Genomic DNA, 24382 nt, shown 5'->3' with positions numbered 1-24382 from the left:
GGCGCGACTATAACGCCCGCATGACGCAGGAGAACAGGGCCAAGCGCCGCGCCCCCGCCGCGCCGCGGATCACGAAGCCGCGCGCCCGGAGCGCGGCGGGCGTGCGCGAGATCTTCGCGCGCTTCGAGGCCGCCAATCCCGAACCCAAGGGCGAGCTCGACTACGTCAATCCCTTCACCCTGCTGGTGGCCGTCGTGCTCTCGGCGCAGGCAACCGATGTCGGCGTCAACAAGGCGACGCGCAAGCTGTTCGAGATCGCCGACACCCCGCAGAAGATGCTGGCGCTGGGCGAGGACGTGGTGCGCGAGCATGTCCGCACGATCGGGCTGTTCCGCACCAAGGCGAAGAACGTCATCGCGCTATGCCAGAAGCTGATCGCGGAGTTCGGTGGCGAGGTGCCGACGACACGTGAGGCGCTGGAGAGCCTGCCGGGCGTCGGCCGCAAGACGGCCAATGTCGTGCTCAACATCGCCTTCGGGCAGATCACCCACGCCGTCGACACCCATGTCTTCCGGGTCGCCAACCGGCTGCGCATCGCGCCTGGAAAGAACGTCCTGCAGGTCGAGATCGGGCTGGAGAAGGCGGTGCCGGCCGCCTTCGGCCGGCATGCGCATCACTGGCTGATCCTGCACGGCCGCTACACCTGCAAGGCGCTGCGGCCCGAATGCGGGCGCTGCATCCAGTTCGATCTCTGCGACTCGGCCGACAAGCGCATCGGCTGAGCAGCCGCCTCACTGGCTGGTCGTGGTGCAGCTGCCGTTGACGCAGGTGGTCGTCACCGTCTTGCAGACGCCGTTCACGCATTCGCGCCGCGACTGGGTGGAGGTCCGGCCCTGCGGCTGGGTCGACTGCGTCGGGATCGACAGGGACGGGGGCGGCCGTGACGGCGTCTGCTGGAAGGTCGTGTTGGGGATCCGCACCGTCGGCGTCATCGGCAGCGGCGAGGGGCGCGGCGGGCCTGGCGGGTTGACGTTGCCGCGGATCGCGGCGGCCATCGCCGCATCGGCGCGGCGCTGGTCGGCCCTGTCGCGGGCATCGGCCTGGAGATCGGCATCGGGCCACGGGCTGGCCCAGTCGCGCCAAGGCCTCGGCGGCCTGCAGGCTGCCTCAGCGCGCGCCCTGCGTGTAATAGAACAGGTAGAGGTTCTCTTCCTTCGGGAAGCCGGCGATCCCGAGTTCGTGGCAGCGCCCGGTGGCGAACAGGTTCGAGCCGGAGTTGGGGGCCAGTGACTTCGCGGCCGCGCACCATTCCGGCGAATAGGCCGGTGCCGAGGACAGCGTCAGCTGCGGTGTGGCCTGGCAGGCGCCGAGCAGCGCGGTGGCGAACAGGGCGGCGGAGAGGCGGAAGCGGGGACGGGTCGGCACGGGTTCGGTCGCTCGCGAAGGATTTCGCCTTAATGTCTAGCCGAGGAAGGGCGCCGGGCAAGGCCCAAAATCTGCACCTTTCCCCGTCCAAAGCGCCAAACGCCGCCCCATGACGGGCGGCGTGACAGACTGGGCTGATCCCTGGCGCGATCTCCGCGCCGGATCGTCCTCACTTCGCGTCGAGGAGCTCCTTCACCGAGAGCAGGACGAGCTCGTTGTCGTCGGCCTTCTTCGGGTCGCGCGAGGAGGAGAAGGGCAGGTTGTTATCGTTGCCGACGACGATGATGCCGTTGGCGCGGTCGACCACATCGACGTTCTCGATGGTGAAGAAGGGGAAAGGCAGCACGCCGTCGATGGCGCCCTGCTTGGCCTTCCTGTCGGGATCGGCGATCTTCATCAGATCGATGAAGCCGACCTTGCGCACGGCCTTGCCGACATTGGCGTCGGTCATCTCGATCTTCACGATCCGCTTGAACTTGGCGAGGTCGTGGAAGCAGTCCGGGCCGCGCTGTCCGGTGGCGCAGGCCTTGTCGCCGGTGCCCTCGCCGTTATCCCTTTCGATGATGAGCGCTGTCGTGCTGTCGATCATGTTGAAGTCGCCGATCGCGAGGCCCTTCTGCTCCAGCGGGAAGAACCAGGAGCGGCCGGTCCACTTCTCGGCGGCGACGTCGAATTCGAGGATGCGCAGCACTTCCTTGCCGTCGATCTCCTCATTGCCCTTGGTCTCAGGCGACCAGAGCGGGCCTTCGAGCAGCGGATACAGGAAGCGCCCGTCAGGGGACTGCGCCATGCCCTCATAGCCCTTCGAGCGGCGGACATTGAACTCGACCGGCAGGTTGGGCGCCGCCGGCGTGGTCACAGCGAAATGGTCGGGCGAGCGGGCGGGCTTGCCGTCGACCATCGTCTCGAACACGGCCTCGACCTTGCCGCTGGCGTCGACGCGGATCAGATAGGGGCCGAACTCCTCGCCGATCCAGAACTTGCCGCCGATCGGCTGGATCGATTCAGGGTCGAAATCCGCGCCGGTGAGGTAACGCTTCTCGGTGCCCTCATTGGCGATGCGGAACGGCACCTTCTTGTCGGGGTCGTGCAGGAAGGTCGTGGCGAGACGCTCGATCTGGCCGGTGGCGAAATCGGCCTTGAGCCGGTGGAAGAACAGCATCGCGTCGGGCGAATTCGCCTTGGACCCGAAGCCGTTGTCGGTGAGGACCAGGAACTCGCCATTGCCGAGCGAGCGGATGCCCGAGAAGCCCTGCACCGGCTGGCCCTGGAACGGCGTCGAGAGCCCGGTCGGGCGCCCGCCCGAGGTGCCCATGACGGTGCCCACCGCCTCGACCCGCTTGCCGGGTGTCACGAACTTGCCGGAGACCCTGAGGTCCGCCGGTGCGTCGGCGGGAGGAGCGACCATGGTGTTGGCCGGCAGCAAAGCATGGCCGACCAGCCTGGCCGGAAACTCCTTCGGTGCGTCCTGCGCACCGGCGAGGATGGTCGAGGAGAGCAGCAGGGCCGCGATCAGGGAAAGGCGCATGGAACGCTCCGGGAGAGGGAAGGGCGGGACCCGCTCCGATTGGCGCCGACGGATTTCAGCGCGACGACGAATGCGTGACGACGCCGTGACGGTGGCCGCGAGCCGCCATGATCGTGCCCGCATCGGCTGACAGAACCCCCGCTCGGCGCGGCGGCCTGCGGGTTGTCCGCGTGTCAGCAAGGGATGGTCAGACATGACGACGGCGATGGATGTTCTCGGCCCCGGCCATTTGGCAGTCGTCACGGGCGCCGCCTCCGGCATCGGCCTCGCGGCCGCGCGTGCCTTCGTCCGCCGCGGCATGAACGTTGTCCTGGCCGATCGCGACGAGACCGCGCTTGCCCTATCGCTGGCGGAATTTGCGGGCTCGGAGGCGCAGGTGCTCGCCCGGCCGCTCGACGTCGCCGACCGCGCCGCGCTGGAGACGCTGCGGGACGAGGTCATGGGCCGTTTCGGGGCCGTCCATGTGCTGATGAACAATGCCGGCATCCAGCCCGGCAGCGCCCTGTTCTCGCCGGCCGCGGACTGGCAGCGCATCCTTGCCGTCAATCTCTGGGGCATCATTCACGGCACCCAGGTCTTCGTGCCGGCCATGCTGGAAAGCGGCCAGCCCGGCATCGTCGTCAACACCGGCTCCAAGCAGGGCATCACCACCCCGCCGGGAGACCCCGCCTACAATGTCTCGAAGGCAGCCGTGAAAGCCTTCACCGAGGCTCTGCAGCATGATCTGCGCGGTCGCGCCGGGTGCCGGATCAGCGCCCATCTGCTGATCCCCGGCTTCGTCTTCACGCGGCTGACGGCGAGGGGCCGGCTCGACCAGCCCGAGGGCGCCTGGACGCCGGACGAAACCGTCGCCTTCATGCTGGAGCGGCTGGAGGAGGGCGACTTCTACATCCTCTGCCCGGACAACGAGACGCCGCGCGCGCTCGACGAGAAGCGCATGGCCTGGGCCATGGGCGACATCATCGAGAACCGCCCGCCGCTGTCGCGCTGGCACCCCGACCATGCCGAGGCGTTCAAGACCTTCCTCAAGAAGGCGCCCGCGGCTCAGTAGCCCCGGGCGGGATCGACGACGTGCTCCAGCGGCTCGCCGGCCTCGAGCCGGCGGATCTGCGCGGAGATCAGCGTCGCCACCGCTTCCGGCTCCGACATCGCCGCATTGTGGGGCGTCACGGTGACGGCCGGATGCGACCAGAGCGGCGACTCCGCCGGCAGCGGCTCGGTCTCGAAGACGTCGAGCGTCGCGCCCTTCAGCGTGCCGGCCTCCAGCGCGGCCAGAATGTCGGCCTCGACCTGAAGTCCGCCGCGGCCGGCATTGATCAGGAACGGACCGCCCAGGCGCCCGCCCTGGGCCAGCCCGGCGAGCAGCTTGGCATCGATCAGGCCGCGCGTGTCAGGCGTCAGCGGCAGCAGGCTGACGAGGATGTCGGTACGCGCCAGGAAATCGACCATGCCGTCGCTGCCGGCGAAGGTCGCGAGGCCCTCGACCGTTTTCGGAGAGCGGCTCCAGCCAGCGACGTCGAAACCCATCACCTGGAGCTTGCGGGCGGCGTCCTGCCCGAGTTCGCCGAGCCCCATGATGCCGACGCGCACCGAGCGCGCGGCCGGCTGGTGGCGATCGTCGTCCCAGACCGTCTCGCGCTGCTGCCGGTCATAGCGCGGCTGCTGGCGCAGATAGCGCAGGCAGTGCAGCACGATGTATTCACTCATCCGCGTCGTCAGGTCGGGATCGACGACGCGCGCGATCGGCACCTCCGGCAGGCGCGTATCCGCGAAGAGATGGTCGACGCCGGCCCCGAGCGAGAACACCGCGGCGAGGTTCGGCAGGCCCGACAGGCTGCCCTCGGGATGTTTCCAGCTCGCGACGTAATGCACCGAGCGCCGGTCAAAGGGTTCGCCCAGGATCACCACGGGCATGTCAGGCAAAAGCGCCGCGAAGCGTGCCCGCCAATCCTCGACATGCCATCCCGTCATCGCCAGCAGCAGGCTCATGCGTTCGTACTCTCCGTGATCCGTTCGGCGATCAGCGCCCCTCGTTGCGGGTCACCGTCTCCCAGTCGATAGGCCTCGCGCAAGCGCTTCTCGGCCATGGCATGGCCGGCCTCGTCACGTGCATGAACGATGCCGAGCGGCCGGTCGGGGCCGACCGCCTCGCCGAGGCCTGCGAGATCGACGATGCCGACGGCATGGTCGATAGCGTCCTGCGGCCGGGTCCGCCCGCCGCCGAGCGCCACCACCGCCAGCCCGACGCCGCGCGTGTCGATCGCCTGGACGATGCCGCGAGCCGCCGGAAAGACGGGCCGCACGATCGGCGCCCGGGCGAGATAGCGCTCCGGCTTCTCCAGCAGGTCGGCTGGCCCACCCAGCGCCGCGACCATGCGGGCGAAGCGCTCGGCGGCCGCACCGCTGGCGAAGGCCGCCTCGATCTTCGCTGTCGCGTCGTCGATGTCGGTGGCGAGCCGCCCGAGCAGCAGCATCTCGGCGCCGAGCGCGACAGTGACGGCGTGGAAGCGCGGCTCGCGCCGCTTTCCGGTCAGATGGTCGAGCGCGTAAGTGACTTCGAGCGCATTGCCCGCCGCGCTCGCCAGCGGCTCGTCCATGTCGGTCAGGAGCGCCGTCGTCGGCAACCCGGCGCCGTTGGCGACGCTAACCAGCGCATCGGCCAGCGCGCGCGCCTTGGCAGGGTCGGGCAGGAAGGCGCCGGAGCCGAATTTCACGTCCATCGCCAGCCCGTGCAGTCCCGCCGCGAGCTTCTTGGAGAGGATCGAGGCGGTGATCAGCGGGATCGCCTCGACCGTCGCAGTGACGTCGCGGATGGCGTAGAGCCGCTTGTCGGCGGGGGCGAGATCGGCCGTTTGGCCGATGATGGCGCAGCCCACGCTTCGCACCACCTTGCGGAAGAGATCGTTGTCCGGCTGCGTGACATAGCCCGGCACCGCATCAAGCTTGTCGAGCGTGCCGCCGGTATGGCCGAGGCCCCGTCCCGAGATCATCGGCACATAGCCTCCACAGGCCGCCACCGCCGCCGCCAGCGGCAGGCTGACCGTGTCGCCGACGCCGCCGGTCGAGTGCTTGTCGAGCGCGGGGCCTGGCAGATCGTCCCAGTTCAGCACCGTGCCGGAATCCCGCATCGCGAGCGTCAGCGCGACGCGTTCCCTGGCGCTCATGTCGCGGAAGAACACCGCCATGGCGAAGGCGGCGGCCTGCCCCTCGCTGACGCCGCCGTCGCTGATGCCGGCGATGATCTGGCGGATGTCGGCCTCGGGCAGCTCGGCGCCGTCGCGCTTGGCCGCGATGATTTCCTGCGTCAGCTTCATCTCAGTAGGACCCGCTTGCCGTGCCCGACGCCTCGCCCGCGATCGCGTCGACCAGCACCTGGTGCAGCCCGCTCGCGCCGAAGCGGAAGGTTTCGGCCGTCGCCCAGCCCGACCCCATGATGGCGTCGGCCAGTTCCAGATAGCCCGCGGCATCCGCGAGCGTGCGGATCCCACCCGAGGGCTTGAGGCCCACCGGCCGGCCGTTCGCCGCGATCACCTCCAGCATTGTCCGGGCCGCCGGCAGGCTGGCCGAATGCGCGGTCTTGCCGGTCGAAGTCTTGATGAAATCGGCCCCCGCCGCGATGGCGAGTTCAGAGGCGGCGCGGACCCGGTCGAGATCGGGGTACTCCCCGGTTTCGAGAATGACCTTCAGCGTCTGGCCGCCACAGGCCTCCCTGACGGCGCGGACCATGGCCTCGGCGCCCGCCGCATCGCCGGCCAGGAAGGCGCGCCAGGGCAGGACGAGGTCGATCTCGTCGGCTCCCGCCGCGACCGCGCTCTGCGTCTCCGCCAGCACCTCGGCGCCCGTCGACTCGCCTTGCGGGAAGTTCACCACCGTCGCGATCCGGACCGGCGCCCGGCCCAGCATCGTGCGCGCCTGCGCCACGAAGCGCGGCCAGATGCAGATCGCCGCGACCGGACCCGGTGCTCCGACGGCGCGCGCGCAGAGCGCAGCCAGCCCCGCCTCGTCGGCATTGTCGGAGAGATCGGTGAGGTCGAGCAGGGACAAAGCCCGCCGCGCGGTCGCGATGCTGGATGCGGGCATCACAGGCTCCTCAGGAAAGCGCGCAGCAGGCGGGCTAGGTCGGCCGCCGCCCGGCCGGCGACGTCCTTGGTCTCGTCGTGATGGGGCGCCCCGCCATGCAGGCCGGCGCCCATATTAGTGACGATCGACAGCCCCGCGACGCGCAAGCCATGCCGCCGCGCCAGGATGACCTCGGGCACGGTCGACATGCCCACCAGATCGGCGCCCATCACCTGTGCCATCCGGATCTCGGCCGGCGTCTCGAAGCTCGGGCCGGAGAACCACATATAGACGCCCTCGCCCAGCGACAGCCCTTCGGCCGTCGCTGCGCGCGCCAGGCCCGCCCGAAGCGCCGGGTCATAGGCGTCGACCATCGGCACGAAGCGCCCGTCGCCGGCATCGCCGACGAGCGGGTTCGGCCCGTTCAGATTGATGTGGTCGGTGATCAGCGCGAGGCTGCCCGGCGGCATCTGCGGCTTCAGCGAGCCTGCGGCATTGGTCAGGATCAGCGGCGGCGCCCCTAGCTCGCAGAGCATGCCGAGCGGCACCCGCATCACCGCCGGGTCGCCGCCCTCGTAGTAATGCGCCCGGCCCTGATAGATCAGCACCGTCCTGCCCTCGAGCCGGCCGATGTAGAGCTGCCGCGCATGGCCGGAGACGCCGCCCGCGGGAAAGCCGGGGACCGCGGCATAGGGAATGCGGATCGCGTCCTCGATATGGTCGGCCAGTCCGCCGAGCCCGGTGCCGAGCACGATGGCGCAGTCGATCGGGGCTGCGACACCATGGGCGCGGACGGCTTCGGCGGCTTCAGTGAAGGCGGTGTCGGTGCTCATTCCGTTACAATCCAGTTCAGCCCTCATCCTGAGGAGCCGCGTAGCGGCGTCTCGAAGGATGGTCCAGTGTGCTCTGGAGCATCCTTCGAGACGCGGACTGTCGTCCGCTCCTCAGGACGAGGGCTGCAGAAGCACGCCGGTTAAAGACAAAGGCGGTCGGCCACACGACAAAGAACAGCGTCACCGGCGCAGATTGTCCGGTCCGAAGGAGGCGGGCAACAGCTCCGCCAGCGAGAACATCTGCCGGATGCCGCCGGGACCCGCGATCGCGACGGGCGTCTCCGGCGCGGCGAATTCGCGGATGCGCTGGCGGCAGGCGCCGCAGGGCGTCACCAGCTCGTCCCCGTCGCCGACGACGAGGATCGCGCGGATGCGCTCGCTCCCGCCGGCGATCATCGCCGAGATCGCGCCCTGCTCGGCACAGCTGCCGGAGGGGTAGGCGGCGTTCTCGACATTGCAGCCGGGATAGACGACCCCATCCTCGCCGAGGATCGCTGCACCGACGCGAAAGCGCGAATAGGGAGCGTAGGCGAAGGTCTGCACCCGCGCGGCAGCGGCAAACAGCGCCTCGAAATCGATCGCTTCCGGGCTTGTCCCCATGGCTCAGCGCTCCTTTACGTAGGGCAGGCCGGCGGCCTTGGGCGGCGTCGACTTGCCGATGAAGCCGGCGAGCAGGATCACCGTCATCAGATAGGGCAGGGCCTGGATCGCCTGCACCGGCACCTGCCCGATGCCCGGCAGAGCGACGCCCTGCAGCCGGATCGCCACCGCGTCGAGCCCGCCGAAGAGCAGGCAGGCCCAGAGTGCCGGCCAGGGTCGCCAATTGGCGAAGATCACGGCAGCGAGCGCGATGAAGCCCTTGCCGGCGGTCATATGCGGCAGGAAGCCGGCCGATTGCGACACCGCGAGATAGGTCCCGCCCAGCCCGCACAGCACCCCGCAGATGATCACCGCGCCATAGCGCAGCCCGGCGACCGAAATGCCGGCGGTGTCGACCGCCGCCGGGTTCTCGCCGACCGCGCGCAGCCGCAGGCCGAAGCGGGTGCGCTTCAGGACGACGGCCGTCAGCACCACGGCCAGCAGCGCGAGATAGGCCGGCGCGGCATGGCCCGAGATCACCTCGTCATAGATCAGGCCAAGCTCCGGCACCTCCGTGCGCAGCGTCTGCGCGAAGGGCAGCGTCACGTCGCCGAAGCGCGCCGCGCCTTCGAGCGTGGGCGTGCGCCCGCCCTGGCCGAACCAGGCATTGCCGAGGATCACGGTCAGCCCCGCCGCCAGCATGTTGATGGCGACGCCGGAGACGATCTGGTTGCCGCGCCAGGTGATCGCCGCGAAGCCATGGACCAGCGACAGCATCACCGAGGCGAGGATGCCGGCGCCGAGCCCCGCCCAGGCCGAGCCGCTCTGCGCGGCGATGACGGCCGAGGCGAAGGCGGCCATCAGCATCTTGCCCTCGAGCCCGATATCGACGACGCCGGCCCGCTCCGACCAGAGGCCCGCCATGGCGGCGCAGAGCAGCGGCACCGAGAGGCGGATCGCGGAGTCGAGCACGACGGCGAAGGTGGCGATCGCGTCCATGGTCAGGCTGCCCGCCCTGGCCGCAGCAGCACCGCCACCGCCCGCCGGAACAACCCGTCCAGCGCGCCGGCGAACAGGATGATCACGCCGCCGATCACCACCACCATGTCGCGGGTGATGGCAGGCTTGTCGAAGGAGAGTTCCGCCCCGCCCTGGTAGAGCACGCCGAAGAGCAGCGCCGCGAGCGCCACGCCAACCGGGTGCCCGCGCCCCATCAGCGCCACCGCGATGCCGACGAAACCGTAGCCGGCGGTGAAATCGAGCAGCAGCCGGTGCTGCACGCCCATCACCTCGTTGACGGCAAGCCCGCCGGCGAGCGCCCCCGAGATCGCCATGGCGACCATCGTGATGCGCGCGGGCGAGATGCCGGCATAGGCTGCAGCCCTCGGATTGGCGCCGACGGTGCGGATCGCATAGCCCAGCCGCGAGCGGAAGATCAGCGCCCAGACGGCGACGAGCGCGGCGAGCGCCAGCAGGAAGGCGCTGTTCAGCGGCGTCGCGGGCAGGGTGATGCCAAGCGGCGCCAGCAGCTTGTGCATCGGGGTCAGGACCGCATGGGCGGCGAATTCCGGCGTCTCCGGCTGCATCGAGCCGGGTTTCCCGATCACTTCCACCAGCAGATAGACGGTCAGCGTCGCCGCCAGGAAGTTGAACATGATCGTGGTAATCACGACATGGCTGCCGCGCGTCGCCTGGAGCCAGCCGGGGATGAAGCCATAGAGCGCGCCGCCCGCCGCCGCCGCCAGCACCGCCAGCGGCACCAGCAGCAGGCCGGGCAGCGGGGCGAGCCAGAGGCAGGCCAGGGCGGCGAAGATGCCGGCGATCGTCGCCTGGCCCTCGCCGCCGATGTTGAATAGCCCGGCATGGAAGGCGACCGCGACGGCCAGCCCCGTGAAGATGAAATTCGTCGTGTAGTAGAGCGTGAAGCCGATGCCCTCGGCCGAGCCGAGCGCGCCGCGCAGCAGGAGCGCGGTCGCCTCCAGCGGGCTCTCGCCGATGCCGATCACGACGAGCCCGGAGACGGCGAGCGCGGCCGCGACCGAGACCAGTGGAACCAGCGCCGTATCCGCCCAGCGCGGCAGTTCGATGGGGGCTGCGCTCATGGGCAGCTCGCCGTCATTCTCGGGCGAAGCGAAGCGCAGACCCGGGAATCTCGTGACCAGATCGCTGGATTTCGAGATGCCCGGGTCGAGCCCGAACATGACGTCGGTTGCGTAAGCCGCACCATCACGCCGCCTGCTCCGTCACGCCCGCCATCAGCAGGCCGAGGTCACGCTCGTCGGCCTCGCCGGCCATCCGTTCGCCGGTGATGCGCCCGCCGCACATGGCGAGGATCCGGTCCGACAGCGCCATCACCTCCTCCAGTTCGACCGAGACGAGCAGGATCGCGACGCCGGAATCGCGCAGGGCGATCAGCCGGCGGTGGATGGCCTCGATCGCGCCGATATCGACCCCGCGCGTCGGCTGGCCGACGAGCAGCACCTTCGGCGCCCGCTCGATCTCGCGGGCGAGCACGATCTTCTGCTGGTTGCCGCCGGAGAATTTCGCCGTCTTCAGGCCCGGGTCCGGCGGGCGAACATCATAGGCCGCGAAGGTCTCCCGCGCCCGCGCCTCGATCGTCGCCGGCGACAGGAAGGGGCCGGGCCCCAGCACCGGATCGTCCTGATAGCCGAGGATCGCGTTCTCCGCGGCGGGAAAGGCGGTGACGAGCCCGGTCCGCAGCCGGTCTTCGGGCACATGCATCAGGCCGAGCTTGCGCAGGCGCGCCGGATTGCGGTCGGCCGAGGTCAGGACCTGCCCGTTCAGCCTGACGACGCCGCGCGAGGGCTGCGCCAGGCCGGCCAGCACCTCGAGCAGTTCGCTCTGGCCGTTGCCGGCGACGCCGGCGATGCCGACGATCTCGCCTTCATGCAGCGTCAGGTCGACCCCCGAGAGCAGCGCGACGCCGCGCGCATCGACCATGTCGAGCCCGATCGCCTCCAGCACCTTCGCCCCGCGCGGCCGCGCCTCCTTCTCGACTCGCAGCAGCACGCGCCGGCCGACCATCGCCTGGGCGATCTCCGGCGGTGAGGTTTCCGCGGTCGCCAGATGCGCGACCATCTCGCCGCGCCGCATCACCGAGACACGGTCCGTGATCGCCATGATCTCGCGCAGCTTGTGGGTGATCAGGATGACCGTCTTGCCCTGTTCCCTCAGCGCCCGCAGCAGCGCAAAGAGCTGGTCGGCCTCCGGCGGCGTCAGCACCGCTGTGGGCTCGTCGAGGATCAGGATCTGCGCGCCGCGATAGAGCGCCTTGAGGATCTCGACACGCTGCTGCAGCCCGACCGAGAGATCGCCCACGATCGCGTCCGGGTCGATCGCCAGCCCGTATTCGTCGGAAAGGCGCGAAAGCTCCGCCCGCGCCCGCTTCACGCCGCCGCTGAGCCAGGCGCCGCCCTCGGCGCCGAGCACCACGTTCTCGACGACGCTCAACGTCTCCACCAGCATGAAGTGCTGGTGGACCATGCCGATGCCGAGCGCGATCGCGTCCGCCGGCGTGTGGATGACGCAGGGCCGGCCCGCCACAGCGATCTCGCCCGCATCGGCCTCGTAGAAGCCGTAGAGGATCGACATCAGCGTCGACTTGCCAGCGCCGTTCTCGCCGACGATGCCGTGGATCGAGCCGGTTGAAACCGAGAGCGACACGTCGCGATTGGCCTGCACCGGGCCGAATCGCTTCGAGATGCCGGTGAGGGCGATGGCGGGGATAGGTGCCGTCATGACGCGGAAGCGTGAGCCCAGAGCGTCATGCTCGGGCCTGACCCGAGCATCTCTTGCCGGAGATTCTCGGGTCTGCGCTTCGCTGCGCCCGAGAATGACGTCCGGATGTCGAGCGACGCCAGAGGCCTCACACCGCGCACTTCGAATCCGACATGTAGTCGTGGACCTTCACGGCGCCGCTGATGATGTCGGCGCGCGCCTTGTCGGCGGCGGCCTTCATCTCCGGCGTGATCAGCGCCTTGTTGGCGTCGTCCAGCGCCCAGCCGACGCCATCCTCCTTCAGGCCGAGCACCGAGATGCCCGGCTTCCAGCTGCCGTCGCGGGCCGCCTTGAAGGAGGCATAGGCGGCGACGTCGACGCGCTTGAGCATCGAGGTCAGCACCTTGCCGGGCTGCAGGGCGTTCTGGTTGGAATCGACGCCGATGCCGAGCTTGCCGGCGTCGGCCGCGGCGCGCAGCACGCCGATCCCGGTCCCGCCGGCGGCGTGGTAGATCACGTCGGCGCCACGGTCGATCTGCGACTTGGCGAGCTCGCCGCCCTTGACCGGGTCGTTCCAGGCGGCGGGCGTCGATCCCGTCATGTTCTGGAAGATCTCGGCGTCCTTCTTGGCCGCCTTGACGCCCTGGACATAGCCGCAGGCGAATTTCCGGATCAGCGGGATGTCCATGCCGCCGACGAAGCCGACCTTGTTGGACTTCGAGGCCATCCCGGCGAGCAGCCCGACGAGATAGGAGCCCTCATGCTCCTTGAAGACGACCGACTGCACGTTGGGCAGGTCGACGACCATGTCGATGATGGTGAATTTCAGCGCCGGGAACTCGGCCGCGACCTTCTGCAGCGCGGTCGCCTGCGAGAAGCCGACCGCGATGATCGGCGAATGGCCGTCGCGGGCGAAGCGGCGCAGCGCCTGCTCGATCTGCGCGTCGTTGGTCGGCTCGAAGTCGCGCAACTCGACCCCGGTCTCGGTCTTGAACTTCTCGGCGCCGGCGAAGACGCCCTCGTTGAAGGATTTGTCGAACTTGCCGCCCTTGTCATAGACGATTGCGGGCTTGATCGGTGCCTGCGCCATCGCGACGACGGCCGAAAGGGCGACGCCGGCCAGCGCCAGCGCGAGCGATTTGAGCTGCATGCGGATTCCCCTGTCGATGTCTGGAAGCGTTGCCCGCCCCGTCTGGCGACACGATGGCATGGCTTTCCGGCGCGGCCAAGACGGTGGCGGGCACGGGACCGCCCGAGGTGCCGCAATGCCGCAGCCGGGGTCAGGCCCTGCCGCGGGAGCGATTGCCCCGCAGGCGCGATCGGCCTAACGCTTCCGCCCATGAGCCTGAACGACGACGAGGTCGAGCGCTATGCGCGCCATCTGGTACTGCCGGAGATCGGCGGGCCGGGCCAGCAGAAGCTCAAGCGCGCGCGGGTCCTGGTCGTCGGCGCCGGCGGTCTCGGAGCACCGCTGATCCAGTATCTCGCCGCCGCGGGCGTCGGCCATATCGGCATCGTCGACGACGACATCGTCTCGCTGTCCAACCTGCAGCGCCAGACGATCTACGGCACGGACGATATCGGCGCCCACAAGGCGGTTGCGGCGGCGGCCTTCGTCAAGCGGCTGAATCCCCATGTCGTGGTCGAGGAGCATGTCACCCGGCTCGACCCGCACAACGCCCGCGCCTTGATCGCCTTCTATGACGTCGTCGCCGAAGGCTCGGACAATTTCGCGACGCGCTACGCGGTCTCCGATGCCTGCTTCCATGAGCGCAAGCCCGTCGTGATGGCGGCGCTCGGGCGCTTCGACGGCTCGCTGACGACGATCCGGGCGCATGAAACGAATGCCGATGGCCGGCCGAATCCGACCTGGCGCTGCCTGTTTCCGGACGTGCCGCCGCCGGGCTCGGTGCCGACCTGCGCCGAGGCCGGAATCCTCGGCGCGCTGCCCGGCGTGATGGGCTCGCTGATGGCGCTGGAGGTCATCCGCGCCGTCACCAGTTTCGGCGAGCCGCTGGTCGGCAAGCTGCTGCTGGTCGATGCGCTGACCATGCGCTTCGAGACCATGCGCTATGGCTGGGACGAGACCAACAGCCTCAACGGCACCGGCGCCGGCTAGCGCCCTCAGCGGAGTCTTAACCTGTCGCCGCTATCGCCGGTTGCAGGAGAGAGGCAGGCGAGGTTGCCGATGCAGGCCGAGGAACCCGTGGGCGGCGCGCATGTAACAGCGGCTTTCAGAGCGAGCCGGCGCGTTCCATTCGTGCCCCTGATCCTGCTCGCCGCCGCGCTTGTCCTCTGCGTCTGGCTGCTGACGCGCCCGCTCGTCCTGCCGCTCGGCGCGATGTACTGGGACCTCGTCCTCTATGTCGACGCCGCCCGCCGCATCGCCGAGGGGCAGGTCCCGCTGATCGACTTCCTCGCCCCGGTCGGCCCGCTGGGCTACTGGCTCTACGCTTGGCTCGGTGGATTTTTCCCGCAGGCGCATCCGCTTCTGCTGGCGCAATGGTCGCTGTTCCCCATCACGGCGCTGCCCATGGCGCTGGTGCTGCGCGAGGCGGACCGGCGCTCGCGCCGCCTCGCGCTCGGCCTGCTGCTGCCCTATCTCGCCTTTCAGATCCTGCCGCTCAATGTCGAGCAGCATTCGCTGTTCCCCGGGCTGGACGGCTTCGGCATCTACAACCGCCAGGCCAGCATCGTAGTGTATGTCCTCGTCTCGGCGCTCTTCGTGCTGCCGGGCCGGGCGCTGCGCACCGGCGTGCTGCTGTGGTGCATGCTGGCGCTGCTGCTGATCAAGATCACCGGCTTCCTCGCCGGCGGGCTGGTGCTGGCCTATGCACTGCTGGCAGGCCGGATCGACCTGCGCCTCGGCCTGCTCGCGGCCGTCGGCGCTCTCTTCGTTCTCGCCGGGCTCGAATTCTCCAGCGGTCTCGTCAGCGCCTATGCGGGCAGCATTCTCGCGTTGCTGCGCATCAATGCGGGCGGCATCCTGCCGCGCTTCCTGCAGGCCGGCGCCCTGCATCTCGACATCGTCGCCGCCGGCAGCGTGCTGATCCTGGCCCTGGCCTGGACCGGGCGGGACGCGATGCTGGAAGGCCTGCGCCGCTGCGCCAGCGAGCGCTCGCTGGCCTCGCTCCATGCGCTGCTCGACCGTGACGGCGCCTGGCTCGCCGTGACCATGGCGGCGGGGCTCTTCCTCGAGACGCAGAACACTGGCGGGCTCGCCTTCGTCTTCGCCTGGCCGGTGCTGCTGCGGATCCTGCTGCGCGAAACGGGCGTCGAAAGGCGGGGGCGTTTCCTCGTGTTGGCGCTGCTGGCGGCGACGGCACTCCCGCCGGCGATGACCGTGCTCCAGCGCGCGGGTCGCACCCTGCTCGCCCAGAACAACTACATCGCCCTGCCCAACGACCATCTCGGCGCGCTCGGCCGCGTCTCGCAGCATCCCGAGGTGGTCGGCCGTGCCGATAAGATGCAGGCGATCTACGCGTCCTCGACCGACACGCTGGAAACCATCGCCGCGCAGCAGATCCTGCCGAGCCAGACGCTCTATTCCGAGCTCGATTTCCAGCTCGGCTGGCTGATGGCGATCGATGCCGGCATCGCCGCGATCCTCGCCCATGAGGCGCTGACCGGCACGCGCTTCGGCACCATCATGAGCCTGAACTTCGTCAACCCGTTCCCGGCGTTGATGGGCCGCTCCAGCGTGCGCCATATCGCGATCGGGGCCGATCCCTTCCGCGCCGTGCCGGAGCCGGACGCGAGAGCGCTCGCGGCGGTGGCTGCGGCCGATCTCATCCTGCTGCCGCTCTGCCCGGTGACCGTCGCCAACCAGGCGCTGCACAACGTCTACCGGCCGGCGATGACCGGCCGCCGCGAGATCGCGCTTGGCCCTTGCTGGAAGGGTTTCGTCAAGGGCTGAAGCGGCTCGCCCGCGGCGGGGCCGTCAGCTGCGATGGGCGACCTTGCTCTCGATCACGTCGAAGAGCTGCGCCGCCAGATCGGGCCCGCCGAGCTTCTTGATCGCCCGCACACCGGTCGGGGCGGTGACGTTGATCTCGGTCAGCTTGCCATGGATCACGTCGATGCCGACGAGCAGCAGGCCGCGCTCGCGCAGCGAAGGGCCGATCGCCTCGCAGATCTCGAGCTCCTTGGCCGAGAGGTCGGTCGGCCGCGCCGCGCCGCCGCGCACCATGTTGGCGCGCAGGTCGCCGACCGCCGGCACGCGGTTCACAGCGCCCGCCGCCTCGCCATTGATCAGGATGATGCGCTTGTCGCCCTCCGAGATCTCCTTGATGTAGGCCTGCACCACCCAGGGCTCGCGGAAGAGATTGGCGAAGAGATCGTAGAGCGAGCCGAAATTCGGGTCGTCCTTGCTGGTCTTGAACACCGTCGCGCCGCCATGGCCGTAGAGCGGCTTCATCACGATCTCGCCGAACTCGTCGCGGAAGGCCTCGATCTCGGCCTTGTCGCGGGTGATCAGAGTCGGCGGCATCAGCTCGGGGAAATGCGTGACGAAGATCTTCTCGGGCGCATTGCGGACATGGAAGGGGTCGTTGACCACCAGCGTCTTCGGGTGGATGCGCTCGAGCATATGCGTGGTCGAGACATAGGCCATGTCGAAGGGCGGGTCCTGCCGCAGCAGCACGACGTCCAGCGTCGAGAGATCGGTGCGGACCTCGGCGCCGGCCGTGAAATGGTCACCCTCGACGTCGCGCACGGTGACGGGGCGGATCGGCGCCGTGACCTTGCCGTCGCGCATCGACAGCTTGTCGGGCGTGTAGGTGAACAGCGTGTGCCCGCGCGCCTGCGCCTCGAGCATCAGCGCGAAGCCGGTGTCGCCGGCGACCCGCAGGCGCTCGATCGGGTCCATCTGGATGGCGACGCTGAGGGTCATGATGTGCGCTCCGGTTCTGGAGCGACCTTATGTGGCGCCAGGGGGTCGTCCCGCAAGTGCGTGGCGTGCGGGGGCGCGCCGCGGCAGGCGGCTAGCGGCGGCAGATTCCGGTCCGGATGACCTGCGGCGCGAGATGCGCGGCGAAGGCGGCGTGGCCCTCGGCGCTGAAATGCTGCCCGTCCGCGAGGCGATAGGCTCCCGCGAGGCGGCCGAGCCCGTCGAGCGTGATCATGGTGATCCCGCGCGTGCCGAGCTGGCGCTCGATTTCCGCGACATTGCTGGCTGTATCTCCGCCTTCCCCGCGCCGGCCGTCATTGCCGCCGGGCTGGAGGATGACGACGCGGGTGTCCTTGCCGACCGCCCGCGGCAGCCGGGCCAGCATGCCACGGGTCGTGTCGCCGGCCACCCCCGCATTGGCGACGCTGACCGCGCAACCCTGCGACCGCAGCAATGCCTGGAGTTGAGCCGGGTAGGCCTGCCCGGGCGGAACGCCATCGGGCGTGCTGCCACGACCGCGGCCGATGGTGTTGCTGGCACCCAGCGCCACGACCTGTGCGGCCTGTACCGGGCCGGCCAGCGCGGCGATGGCGATGACGAGGAACCAGGCACGCGACGACGGTCTCATGGCGACCTCATACGGAGCGAGTAGCGAGGGTATCTCCGCAGAACGACGGCTGTAAACGCCGCGCCCACGGCTCACAGCCCCAGTTCGACCACCGCCGGCACATGGCGCGGCCAGCGCCAGGGGGCGAGAAAGACTGCATCGGCGCGCAGATGATGCGCCATCGCCCAGGGGTTCTGCGCCAGCCACTGCCGGATCCGCAGCTCGACCAGCCGGTGCTTCTCGGGCGTGATCGCAGTCAGCGCCTCGTCCATCGCCCCGCGCGCCTTGACCTCGACGAAGGCGATGCTGCGGCCGCGCTTCACGATCAGGTCGATCTCGCCGCCCTTGCCGCCGAAGCGCCGCGCCAGCGGGCGATAGCCCTTCAGGCCGAGCCAGATGATCGCGAGCCACTCTGCGCGCCGCCCGGTGGTGCCGGAGCGGCGGGCCCTGCGGCTGCGGGCCTCACCTGTCACGGCTCCTCGCGCGTCAGCTCCAGCGCGCGGGCATAGACCTTGCGCCTGGGCTGGCCAGTCTCGGCCGCGACCTGTGCGACGGCCTCCTTCAGCGAGAGGTCGGCAAGCGCGATCCTCAGCCGCTCGCCGATTGCGTCGCCGGCAGCCGCTTCTGTCTCGGCGCCGGGCGGGCCGATCACGACGACGATCTCGCCGCGCGCCTCTTCCTCGCCCTCGTAATGCGCCGCCAGCGTCGACAGGGGCCCGCGCCGCACGGTCTCGTAGAACTTGGTCAGCTCGCGCGCGACGGCGCCCGGGCGCTCGCCGAGGACGGCCGCCGCGTCCGACAGCATCTCGGCCAGCCGCCGCGGCGATTCGAAGAAGACGAGCGTGCCCGGAATGGCGGCGAGTTCGGTCAGCCGTCGGCGTCGCGCCGCCGCCTTGGGCGGCAGGAAGCCCTCGAAGAAGAAGCGGTCGGTCGGCAGGCCCGCCAGCACCAGCGCCGCCAGCACGGCGGAGGGGCCGGGAATGCCCGTCACCGGTAACCCCTCCGCGACGACCTCCGCCACCAGCTTGTAGCCGGGGTCGGAGACGAGCGGCGTGCCGGCATCGGAGATCAGGGCGAGCTTGCCGCCCTCGCGCAGCTTGCCGAGGATCTTCGGCCGCATCTGCTCGGCATTGTGCTCGTGATAGGGGTAGAGCGGCGTCGAGATGCCGTAATGCGCCAGCAGCGTCTTCGAGGTCCGCGTGTCCTCCGCGAGGACGGCGTCCGCCGCCGCCAGCGTCGCCAGCGCGCGAAACGAGATGTCGCGCAGATTGCCGATCGGCGTCGCGACGATGTGCAGGCCGGGCGCCAGCGCTTCCGCCTCCGCCCTGATCCCGAAGGCGGTGTAGCTGGGTGCGCGCGGCGCGGCGGGGGCAGGGGCATGGGTCGGCGTCGACATGGCGGCGAACCTGCCACAGCCGTCGCCGGTGCGCCATCCGCGTGGGCGACGGGCTCCGTCGCCCGCGGCTGCAACTCAGAGTTAACAACTTGAAAATACCCTGCCGCACTGGCAGGAGATTCCCCACGGTCGGGGGACTGTAACGCCGGACGGGCCTGCACCGATCCGGCACGAGATCTGGAGATCGCCCGTGTCGCGTCATCCGCTCAGGGAACCGGTCAGCCGCCGCAGCCTGTCATCGCTGGCGGCGCTCGCCTGCCTGTCTCTGGCGGCCTGCAGTGGCGGGCCGAGCGGGCTGCCGGGCTTCGACACCGCCACGCCGCAGGCGCAGCCGGCGCAGAACACGGGCCAGACGATCGGGCACGGGCAAGGTCAAGGTCGGGCTGATCCTGCCGCTGACCGCGGAAGGCCAGGGCGCCGTCGTCGGCAATTCGCTGAAGAATGCCGCCGAAATGGCGCTCTCTGAATTCCCCAACGCCGATCTGACGCTGCTGGTGAAGGATGACCGCGGCACGCCCGAGGGCGCCCAGGCTGCGGCCCAGGAGGCGATCGCCGAGGGTGCCGAGCTCATCATCGGGCCGCTGTTTGCGCCGTCGGTCCAGGCGGCAGGCCAGGTCGCCCGCGCCGCCAACCGCCCGGTCATCGCCTTCTCCAGCGACACCAACGTCGCTGGCCGCGGGGTCTACCTGCTCTCCTTCCCACCCGAGAACGACGTCAACCGCGTCATCGGCTACGCTTCCCAGCAGGGGCGCAAATCCTTCGCCGCCCTTGTGCCGGACACCGCCTATGGCAAGGTCGTCGAGGCCGCCTTCCAGCAGGCAGTGGCGGGGCGCGGCGGCCGCGTCGTCGTGATCGAGCGCTTCTCGCCTGACTCGAATTCCATGGCCGCCGCGGCGAAGCGCCTGGTTCCGGCCCTGCAGCAGGCCGATGCGCTCTTCGTGCCCGCCGCCGCCGACACCATGCCGGCGCTGGGCCTCGCTTTGCAGCAGGCGGGCTACGACCCCGCCAAGGTGAAGCCGCTCGGCACCGGCGTCTGGAACGACGCCAATGTCGCGCGCGTCCCGGCGATCCAGGGCGGCTGGTTCGCCTCGCCCGACACGGCCGGCTTCAACGCCTTCGCCGGTCGCTACCAGACGCGTTTCAACAGCGCGCCGACGCGCACGGCGACGCTCGCCTATGACGCGGTCTCGCTGGCGGCGGCGCTGGCGCGCACGCAGGGGTCGCAGCGCTTCTCGGAATCGGTGCTGACCAACGCCTCGGGCTTCGCGGGCGCGGACGGCGTTTTCCGCTTCCGCCCGGACGGCCAGAACGACCGCGGGCTGGCCGTGCTCGAACTGCGCAACGGCCAGATCGTCACCGTCAACGCTGCCCCGCGCGATCTCGGACCGCGCACGCAGTAGCCTACGCACGTCATGCTCGGGCTCGACCCGAGCATCTCTTGTCTCCAGATTCTCGGGTCTGCGCTTCGCTCCGCCCGAGAATGACGGGTGTTACGCCGCCAGATCCGCCACCACCGCGTCCAGCACCAGCGCGCCCTCGGGCGTGCAGGCGAGCTTGCCGCCGGGCTTGCGGACGAGCAGCCGGTCGAGCACGAGGCTGGTCACGCGCCGCTCGTTCAGCGCGCGGCCCGACAGCGCCTTGAACACGGCGGGGTCGATGCCCTCGACCAGCCGCAGCCCCATCAGCAGATATTCGTCGCCCTGCGCCTCGGCATTGAGCCGCTCGTTCTCGACCAGCGCCTGGCCGTCCGCTTCGACGCGCTCCAGCCAGGCCTCGGGCCGCTTCTCGGTCGAATGCGCCATCCGCCCCTCATCGGTGACCAGCCGCCCATGGGCGCCGGGGCCGATGCCGGCATATTCGCCATAGCGCCAGTAGACGAGGTTGTGGCGGCATTCCGCGCCGGGGCGGGCGTGGTTGGAGATCTCATAGACCGGCAAGCCATGCTTGGCCGTGATCTCCTGCGTGATCTCGTAGAGCGCAGCCCCCGCCTCATGGTCCGGCACGGCGAGCTTGCCGGCCTTGAACAGCCGCTCGAACATCGTGTCGGGCTCGATGGTGAGTTGGTAGAGCGAAAGATGCTCGGCGGCATGGCTGATCGCCAGTTCCAGCTCCGCCCGCCACAAAGCCGGCGTCTGGTGCGGCGAGCGGGCATAGATCAGGTCGAAGGAGTAGCGCTCGAAGTACTTCCGCGCGATCGCGACCGCATCGAGCGCCTCGCGCGTCGAATGCATCCGCCCGAGCGCCTTCAGGTCGGCATCGTTCAGCGCCTGCACGCCGAGCGACACCCGGGTGACGCCCGCGGCGCGGAAATCGGCGAAGCGCCCGGCCTCGACGCTGGTCGGGTTGGCCTCGAGCGAGACCTCGCAATGCGGGTCGATCGCCCAGGCTTCTCCGATCGCGTCGAGGATCGCGCCGACCGTGCGGCCCTCCATCAGCGAGGGCGTGCCGCCCCCGAAGAAGATCGAGGTGACGGTCCGACCCGGAGCCAGCGCGGCCCGATGGGCGATCTCGCGCCGGAAGGCCGCGACATAGCGGGCCTGGTCGGGCGGCTGCAGCCGGACATGCGAATTGAAGTCGCAATAGGGGCATTTGGCCAGGCAGAAAGGCCAGTGCACATAGACGGCGAAGCCCGCATCCGCGGTCGGATGCAGGATCGGGGATGTCGGCGCGCGGGCGGCCGCGCCGCTCACGCCGGAGCCCGGAGGCAGGCGGCCGCCAACTGCTTGAAGGCGCGCGCCCGGTGGGAGAGCGCGTCGTCGGCGCCGCTCTTCACGGTGCTCGTCATCTCCGCGAAGGTCATGTCGTAGCCGTCGGGCTGGAAGATCGGGTTGTAGCCGAAGCCGCCGCTGCCGCGCGGGGCCTCGACGATGCGGCCATGAACGCGGCCCTCGAACAGCTCCTCATGGCCGTCCGGCCAGGCGATCACCAGCGCCGAGACGAAATGTGCCTTGCGCTGCTCCGGCGCCGTCGCACCGCGCTTGGCCATCTCGGCGAGCACGCGCGCCATCGCCGGCTTGAAATCCTTGCCCGGCCCGGCCCAGTTGGCCGAGAACAGCCCCGGCGCGCCGTCCAGCGCATCGACACAGAGGCCGGAATCGTCCGACAGCGCCGGCAGGCCCGAGACTTTCGCGGCCGCATGCGCCTTGATCGCGGCGTTCTCCGAGAACATGTAGCCGGTCTCGTCGGGCTCCGGCAGGCCGAGCTCGCCGGCCGAGACCAGCTCGATCCCGAAGGGCGCCATCAGCTCGCGCATCTCGACGAGCTTGCCCTTGTTGTGGGTCGCGATCACGACCTTGCCGGTGAGGATGCGGTGTTCAAGCATCTTTCGTTGTCCTCCGGACCCTCGCTGTCATCCCGGATCTCCGCTTCGCTGCGTCCGGGATGACGACAGGTTCACGCGGCAAACGACAGGGCCGTTCAGGCCACGGCCGCCTTCTGCAGCGCCACAAGCTTGCTCACCCCGCCCTTGGCGAGCCGCATCAGCGCCATCAGCTCCTCCTCGGAGAAGGGCGCGCCCTCGGCCGTGCCCTGCACCTCGACGAGGCCGCCCGAGCCGGTGATGACGAAATTGGCGTCGGTCTGCGCGCCGGAATCCTCGACATAATCGAGGTCGAGCACCGGATTGCCGGCGACGATGCCGCAGGAAATCGCCGCGACATGGTCCTTCAGCGGGTTGGCGCCCTTCAGCATGGAGCGCGCCTCCATCCATTTCAGCGCATCGTGCAGCGCCACCCAGGCGCCGGTGATCGAGGCCGTGCGCGTGCCGCCATCGGCCTGCAGCACGTCGCAGTCGACGACGATCTGCCGCTCGCCGATCGCGGTCAGGTCGACCACGGCGCGAAGCGAGCGCCCGACCAGACGCTGGATCTCCTGCGTGCGGCCGGACGGCTTGCCGGAGGTCACCTCGCGGCGATTGCGCTCATGCGTGGCGCGCGGCAGCATCGCATATTCGGCGGTGACCCAGCCCTTGCCGGTGCCGCGCAGCCATGGCGGGCCCTTTTCCTCGACGGTGGCGGCGCAGAGCACCCGGGTTTCGCCGAACGAGACCATGCAGGAGCCTTCCGCATAGCGCACGACGCCGCGTTCGAGCGTGACCTTGCGCATTTCGTCTGCGGCGCGTTTCGAGGGTCGCATGGCGATATCCTGATTGTTCGGGGTTGGCGGCTTGTAGGCGGTCGCCGCGGGTGCGGCAAGGCGGACAGGGGTCGCACGCGTTTTCGCTTGATCGGGCGCCGGTCCGGATCAACAATAAGCCCATGTCGAGAAAGTCGTTTCGCACGCGATGAGCGCCCATACGCCGCGTCCCGACACAGCCAGCGGGTTGATCGAGACCGATCAGCGCTCGCGCGAGATCTTCCGCCAGATCGTCGATGGCTTCCTGACCACGGGCGAGCCTGTCGGCTCGCGCAACATCGCCCGGCTGCTGCCGATGGCGCTGTCGCCGGCGACGGTGCGCAACGTCATGACCGACCTCGAGTTGGCCGGCCTGATCTACGCGCCGCACACCTCGGCCGGGCGACTGCCAACCGAGCGTGGCCTGCGCTTCTTCGTCGATGCGATGATGGAGGTCGGCAATCTGACCTCGGACGAGCGCACCCGCATCGAGGCGCAGATGAAGGCCGCCGCTACCGGCCGCACGCTCGACGGCACGCTGACCGAGGCCTCGGCCCTGCTTTCGGGCCTGTCGCGCGGAGCGGGCGTCGTCGTCACGACCAAGGCCAATGCCCGGCTGAAGCATATCGAGTTCGTCCGGCTCGACCCGACACGCGCGCTCGTCGTGCTGGTCGCCGATGACGGCACGGTCGAGAACCGTCTCCTCAGCCTGCCGGCCGGGCTCCCGGCCTCCGCGCTGACGGAGGCCGCCAACTTTCTCAACGCCCGCATCCTCGGCAAGACGCTGGGCGAATTGCGCGCCGAGATCGCCCAGCACCGCGAGCAGATGGAGCGCGAGCTCGACTCGCTGACTGCGAGGCTGGTCGAGAGCGGCATCGCCACCTCCTCGGGTCCGAGTTCCGACCGCCACCTCATCGTGCGCGGCCAGGCCAATCTGCTGGAAGATCTCAAGGCGCAGGAGGATCTCGAGCGCATTCGCCTGCTCTTCGGCGATCTTGAAACCCAGACCGACGTGATCGATCTCCTTAGCCGGGCCGAGGCCGGCGACGGCGTGCGCATTTTCATCGGCTCCGAGAACAAGCTGTTCTCGATGTCCGGCTCCTCGATGGTCGTCGCCCCCTTCCGCGATTCCGAGCAGCGCATCGTCGGCGTTGTCGGTATCATCGGCCCGACGCGGCTGAACTATGCCCGCATCGTGCCGATGGTGGACTACACCGCCAAGGTGGTCGGCCGCCTGCTGGATGGGGCGCGGTGAGGCCTTTCCGCTCTTGGTGCG

25 protein-coding genes are annotated in these 24382 nt (G+C 69.6%); 6 read left to right on the top strand and 19 right to left on the bottom strand.

Features of this window, described 5'->3' with window-relative positions; all coding sequences use genetic code 11:
• Positions 1-20 precede the first annotated feature (20 nt).
• A complete protein-coding gene (gene nth / locus ABIE41_RS03410; RefSeq protein ID WP_192643412.1) occupies positions 21-722 on the top strand; it encodes an endonuclease III in 702 nt (233 codons plus the stop codon).
• Between the two features lie 9 nt (positions 723-731).
• On the opposite strand, the gene ABIE41_RS03405 is transcribed toward nth, so the two are convergent.
• The 3 genes from ABIE41_RS03405 to ABIE41_RS03395 form a co-directional block, all read right to left on the bottom strand.
• Positions 732-995: a hypothetical protein gene (locus tag ABIE41_RS03405; RefSeq protein ID WP_192643411.1), complete on the bottom strand. Its 264-nt coding sequence runs from the start codon at positions 993-995 to the stop codon at positions 732-734.
• Between the two features lie 112 nt (positions 996-1107).
• Positions 1108-1365, bottom strand: a complete 258-nt coding sequence (locus ABIE41_RS03400) for a hypothetical protein (RefSeq protein WP_192643410.1) — start codon at positions 1363-1365, stop codon at positions 1108-1110.
• A 169-nt stretch (positions 1366-1534) separates the two neighbouring features.
• On the bottom strand, positions 1535-2893 hold the full coding sequence (locus ABIE41_RS03395; RefSeq protein WP_192643409.1) for an esterase-like activity of phytase family protein: 1359 nt from the start codon (positions 2891-2893) through the stop codon (positions 1535-1537).
• A 193-nt stretch (positions 2894-3086) separates the two neighbouring features.
• Here ABIE41_RS03395 and ABIE41_RS03390 point away from each other — a divergent pair, with 193 nt between their 5' ends.
• Positions 3087-3944, top strand: coding sequence for an SDR family NAD(P)-dependent oxidoreductase (locus ABIE41_RS03390; protein ID WP_192643408.1), 858 nt, complete (start codon positions 3087-3089; stop codon positions 3942-3944).
• On the opposite strand, the gene ABIE41_RS03385 is transcribed toward ABIE41_RS03390, so the two are convergent.
• The 9 genes from ABIE41_RS03385 to ABIE41_RS03345 form a co-directional block, all read right to left on the bottom strand.
• The gene (locus ABIE41_RS03385; RefSeq protein WP_192643407.1) at positions 3938-4882 is read right to left on the bottom strand and encodes a 2-hydroxyacid dehydrogenase; all 945 of its coding nucleotides are present in this window, start codon (positions 4880-4882) and stop codon (positions 3938-3940) included. The genes ABIE41_RS03390 and ABIE41_RS03385 overlap by 7 nt on opposite strands.
• Positions 4879-6207: a thymidine phosphorylase gene (deoA, locus tag ABIE41_RS03380; protein WP_192643406.1), complete on the bottom strand. Its 1329-nt coding sequence runs from the start codon at positions 6205-6207 to the stop codon at positions 4879-4881. The genes ABIE41_RS03385 and deoA overlap by 4 nt, the downstream gene beginning before the upstream one ends.
• Position 6208: 1 nt before the next feature.
• On the bottom strand, positions 6209-6973 hold the full coding sequence (gene deoC / locus ABIE41_RS03375) for a deoxyribose-phosphate aldolase (protein ID WP_192643405.1): 765 nt from the start codon (positions 6971-6973) through the stop codon (positions 6209-6211).
• Positions 6973-7785 (bottom strand): purine-nucleoside phosphorylase, encoded by an 813-nt coding sequence (locus ABIE41_RS03370; protein ID WP_192643404.1) that lies wholly within the window; start codon positions 7783-7785, stop codon positions 6973-6975. The genes deoC and ABIE41_RS03370 overlap by 1 nt, the downstream gene beginning before the upstream one ends.
• 180 nt (positions 7786-7965) lie before the next feature.
• The gene (locus tag ABIE41_RS03365) at positions 7966-8385 is read right to left on the bottom strand and encodes a cytidine deaminase (RefSeq protein WP_192643403.1); all 420 of its coding nucleotides are present in this window, start codon (positions 8383-8385) and stop codon (positions 7966-7968) included.
• A 3-nt stretch (positions 8386-8388) separates the two neighbouring features.
• A complete protein-coding gene (locus ABIE41_RS03360; RefSeq protein WP_192643402.1) occupies positions 8389-9363 on the bottom strand; it encodes an ABC transporter permease in 975 nt (324 codons plus the stop codon).
• Between the two features lie 2 nt (positions 9364-9365).
• A complete protein-coding gene (locus tag ABIE41_RS03355) occupies positions 9366-10466 on the bottom strand; it encodes an ABC transporter permease (protein WP_192643401.1) in 1101 nt (366 codons plus the stop codon).
• Positions 10467-10590: 124 nt separating this feature from the next.
• Positions 10591-12123, bottom strand: a complete 1533-nt coding sequence (locus ABIE41_RS03350) for an ABC transporter ATP-binding protein (RefSeq protein WP_192643400.1) — start codon at positions 12121-12123, stop codon at positions 10591-10593.
• Positions 12124-12250: 127 nt separating this feature from the next.
• Positions 12251-13252: a BMP family lipoprotein gene (locus tag ABIE41_RS03345; RefSeq protein WP_192643399.1), complete on the bottom strand. Its 1002-nt coding sequence runs from the start codon at positions 13250-13252 to the stop codon at positions 12251-12253.
• Between the two features lie 189 nt (positions 13253-13441).
• On the opposite strand from ABIE41_RS03345, the gene ABIE41_RS03340 reads away from it, so the two are divergent.
• Positions 13442-14221: a HesA/MoeB/ThiF family protein gene (locus ABIE41_RS03340; RefSeq protein WP_192643398.1), complete on the top strand. Its 780-nt coding sequence runs from the start codon at positions 13442-13444 to the stop codon at positions 14219-14221.
• 141 nt (positions 14222-14362) lie between these two features.
• The gene (locus ABIE41_RS03335; protein ID WP_192643397.1) at positions 14363-16018 is read left to right on the top strand and encodes a hypothetical protein; all 1656 of its coding nucleotides are present in this window, start codon (positions 14363-14365) and stop codon (positions 16016-16018) included.
• A 24-nt stretch (positions 16019-16042) separates the two neighbouring features.
• Here ABIE41_RS03335 and gshB read toward each other — a convergent pair whose 3' ends face one another.
• From gshB to rsmI, 4 genes are all read right to left on the bottom strand, one after another.
• The gene (gene gshB, locus ABIE41_RS03330) at positions 16043-16993 is read right to left on the bottom strand and encodes a glutathione synthase (protein ID WP_192643396.1); all 951 of its coding nucleotides are present in this window, start codon (positions 16991-16993) and stop codon (positions 16043-16045) included.
• A gap of 91 nt (positions 16994-17084) precedes the next feature.
• The gene (locus ABIE41_RS03325; protein ID WP_192643395.1) at positions 17085-17618 is read right to left on the bottom strand and encodes a GDSL-type esterase/lipase family protein; all 534 of its coding nucleotides are present in this window, start codon (positions 17616-17618) and stop codon (positions 17085-17087) included.
• Between the two features lie 71 nt (positions 17619-17689).
• Positions 17690-18070, bottom strand: a complete 381-nt coding sequence (locus ABIE41_RS03320; protein WP_192643394.1) for a YraN family protein — start codon at positions 18068-18070, stop codon at positions 17690-17692.
• On the bottom strand, positions 18067-18993 hold the full coding sequence (gene rsmI / locus ABIE41_RS03315; protein WP_192643393.1) for a 16S rRNA (cytidine(1402)-2'-O)-methyltransferase: 927 nt from the start codon (positions 18991-18993) through the stop codon (positions 18067-18069). The genes ABIE41_RS03320 and rsmI overlap by 4 nt, the downstream gene beginning before the upstream one ends.
• A gap of 278 nt (positions 18994-19271) precedes the next feature.
• On the opposite strand from rsmI, the gene ABIE41_RS03310 reads away from it, so the two are divergent.
• The gene (locus ABIE41_RS03310; RefSeq protein ID WP_354191747.1) at positions 19272-20393 is read left to right on the top strand and encodes a penicillin-binding protein activator; all 1122 of its coding nucleotides are present in this window, start codon (positions 19272-19274) and stop codon (positions 20391-20393) included.
• Positions 20394-20483: 90 nt separating this feature from the next.
• Here the strand turns inward: ABIE41_RS03310 and hemW are convergent, their stop codons facing one another.
• From hemW to rph, 3 genes are all read right to left on the bottom strand, one after another.
• The gene (hemW, locus tag ABIE41_RS03305) at positions 20484-21683 is read right to left on the bottom strand and encodes a radical SAM family heme chaperone HemW (RefSeq protein ID WP_354191746.1); all 1200 of its coding nucleotides are present in this window, start codon (positions 21681-21683) and stop codon (positions 20484-20486) included.
• Positions 21680-22315, bottom strand: coding sequence for an RdgB/HAM1 family non-canonical purine NTP pyrophosphatase (gene rdgB, locus ABIE41_RS03300; RefSeq protein ID WP_192643391.1), 636 nt, complete (start codon positions 22313-22315; stop codon positions 21680-21682). The genes hemW and rdgB overlap by 4 nt, the downstream gene beginning before the upstream one ends.
• Before the next feature lie 95 nt (positions 22316-22410).
• Entirely contained in the window at positions 22411-23127 is a 717-nt protein-coding gene (gene rph / locus ABIE41_RS03295) for a ribonuclease PH (protein ID WP_192643390.1), read from the bottom strand.
• Between the two features lie 148 nt (positions 23128-23275).
• Here rph and hrcA point away from each other — a divergent pair, with 148 nt between their 5' ends.
• Complete coding sequence (hrcA, locus tag ABIE41_RS03290) at positions 23276-24361, top strand: heat-inducible transcriptional repressor HrcA (RefSeq protein WP_192643389.1); 1086 nt, start codon at positions 23276-23278, stop codon at positions 24359-24361.
• Positions 24362-24382 lie beyond the last annotated feature (21 nt).

The organism is Bosea sp. OAE506, assembly GCF_040546595.1.
Taxonomy (GTDB): domain Bacteria; phylum Pseudomonadota; class Alphaproteobacteria; order Rhizobiales; family Beijerinckiaceae; genus Allobosea.
Note: the sequence above shows the minus strand (reverse complement) of the source record. Positions and strands in the feature narration are given on the sequence as shown.

What these genes read in the sequence shown, in the direction of transcription:
- ABIE41_RS03360 (WP_192643402.1), bottom strand. Translation starts at nt 9,363, where the DNA reads ATGGACGCGATCGCCACCTTCGCCGTCGTGCTCGACTCCGCGATCCGC.
- rsmI (WP_192643393.1), bottom strand. Translation starts at nt 18,993, where the DNA reads ATGTCGACGCCGACCCATGCCCCTGCCCCCGCCGCGCCGCGCGCACCC.
- deoC (WP_192643405.1), bottom strand. Translation starts at nt 6,973, where the DNA reads ATGCCCGCATCCAGCATCGCGACCGCGCGGCGGGCTTTGTCCCTGCTC.
- rdgB (WP_192643391.1), bottom strand. Translation starts at nt 22,315, where the DNA reads ATGCTTGAACACCGCATCCTCACCGGCAAGGTCGTGATCGCGACCCAC.
- ABIE41_RS03340 (WP_192643398.1), top strand. Translation starts at nt 13,442, where the DNA reads ATGAGCCTGAACGACGACGAGGTCGAGCGCTATGCGCGCCATCTGGTA.
- deoA (WP_192643406.1), bottom strand. Translation starts at nt 6,207, where the DNA reads ATGAAGCTGACGCAGGAAATCATCGCGGCCAAGCGCGACGGCGCCGAG.
- ABIE41_RS03345 (WP_192643399.1), bottom strand. Translation starts at nt 13,252, where the DNA reads ATGCAGCTCAAATCGCTCGCGCTGGCGCTGGCCGGCGTCGCCCTTTCG.
- ABIE41_RS03395 (WP_192643409.1), bottom strand. Translation starts at nt 2,893, where the DNA reads ATGCGCCTTTCCCTGATCGCGGCCCTGCTGCTCTCCTCGACCATCCTC.
- ABIE41_RS03390 (WP_192643408.1), top strand. Translation starts at nt 3,087, where the DNA reads ATGACGACGGCGATGGATGTTCTCGGCCCCGGCCATTTGGCAGTCGTC.
- ABIE41_RS03385 (WP_192643407.1), bottom strand. Translation starts at nt 4,882, where the DNA reads ATGAGCCTGCTGCTGGCGATGACGGGATGGCATGTCGAGGATTGGCGG.
- ABIE41_RS03325 (WP_192643395.1), bottom strand. Translation starts at nt 17,618, where the DNA reads ATGAGACCGTCGTCGCGTGCCTGGTTCCTCGTCATCGCCATCGCCGCG.
- ABIE41_RS03365 (WP_192643403.1), bottom strand. Translation starts at nt 8,385, where the DNA reads ATGGGGACAAGCCCGGAAGCGATCGATTTCGAGGCGCTGTTTGCCGCT.
- ABIE41_RS03355 (WP_192643401.1), bottom strand. Translation starts at nt 10,466, where the DNA reads ATGAGCGCAGCCCCCATCGAACTGCCGCGCTGGGCGGATACGGCGCTG.
- nth (WP_192643412.1), top strand. Translation starts at nt 21, where the DNA reads ATGACGCAGGAGAACAGGGCCAAGCGCCGCGCCCCCGCCGCGCCGCGG.
- ABIE41_RS03405 (WP_192643411.1), bottom strand. Translation starts at nt 995, where the DNA reads ATGGCCGCCGCGATCCGCGGCAACGTCAACCCGCCAGGCCCGCCGCGC.
- ABIE41_RS03350 (WP_192643400.1), bottom strand. Translation starts at nt 12,123, where the DNA reads ATGACGGCACCTATCCCCGCCATCGCCCTCACCGGCATCTCGAAGCGA.
- hrcA (WP_192643389.1), top strand. Translation starts at nt 23,276, where the DNA reads ATGAGCGCCCATACGCCGCGTCCCGACACAGCCAGCGGGTTGATCGAG.
- gshB (WP_192643396.1), bottom strand. Translation starts at nt 16,993, where the DNA reads ATGACCCTCAGCGTCGCCATCCAGATGGACCCGATCGAGCGCCTGCGG.
- rph (WP_192643390.1), bottom strand. Translation starts at nt 23,127, where the DNA reads ATGCGACCCTCGAAACGCGCCGCAGACGAAATGCGCAAGGTCACGCTC.
- ABIE41_RS03370 (WP_192643404.1), bottom strand. Translation starts at nt 7,785, where the DNA reads ATGAGCACCGACACCGCCTTCACTGAAGCCGCCGAAGCCGTCCGCGCC.